This is a genomic window from Oleiphilus sp. HI0067 (genome assembly GCF_001635735.1).
On record NZ_LWFI01000774.1, the window covers coordinates 1 to 507 of the forward strand.

Consider the following 507-nt stretch of genomic DNA (forward strand, 5'->3'; position numbering starts at 1 on the left):
GCGGATGAAGATGGTCGTTTATTTATCGGCACAGATGGAGGTCAGCCACAAGGTTTGCAGGATCAGTTGACAATCTTTGATACAACTAAGGACCTCGATGATGGGGAAATTCCTCAGCCAAAACGTCTTTTGGTTGGAGTAAATAGTGATGAAATTACAGGCTTTACTCTAACGCCTGATCGTCGAACTGCTTTCGTAAACATACAGCACCCAGGAAATGGTGATCCAAGTTCTACGAACTTCCCTGCGCCAACAGGTAGTGGGTTAATACCACGTGACTGTACCTTAGTGATTACCCGCAAGGACGGCGGAATTATTGGTTCTTAATCAGGTATGAGTTACACGGATGTGCCCTCAAGGAAGAGGGCTTTTTGGCCGGATCTTTCAGTTTCGTCCTGATGGCCTTGTTAAGGGGCTTGTAATGACAAGACCCTTAACTATGTCCAGGCTACTCTCTCTTACTTCGCAATTTACTTTGATTCGTTCGCTCCGCCCGCTCAGTCTTTG

The 507-nt window shown here is 46.4% G+C and carries 1 protein-coding gene; it reads left to right on the top strand.

Annotated features, from left to right (window positions below; all coding sequences use genetic code 11):
* Positions 1-327, top strand: a 327-nt coding sequence (locus A3739_RS08455; protein ID WP_156502481.1) for an alkaline phosphatase PhoX, incomplete at its 5' end; no start/stop codon positions are given.
* Positions 328-507: the final 180 nt, after the last annotated feature.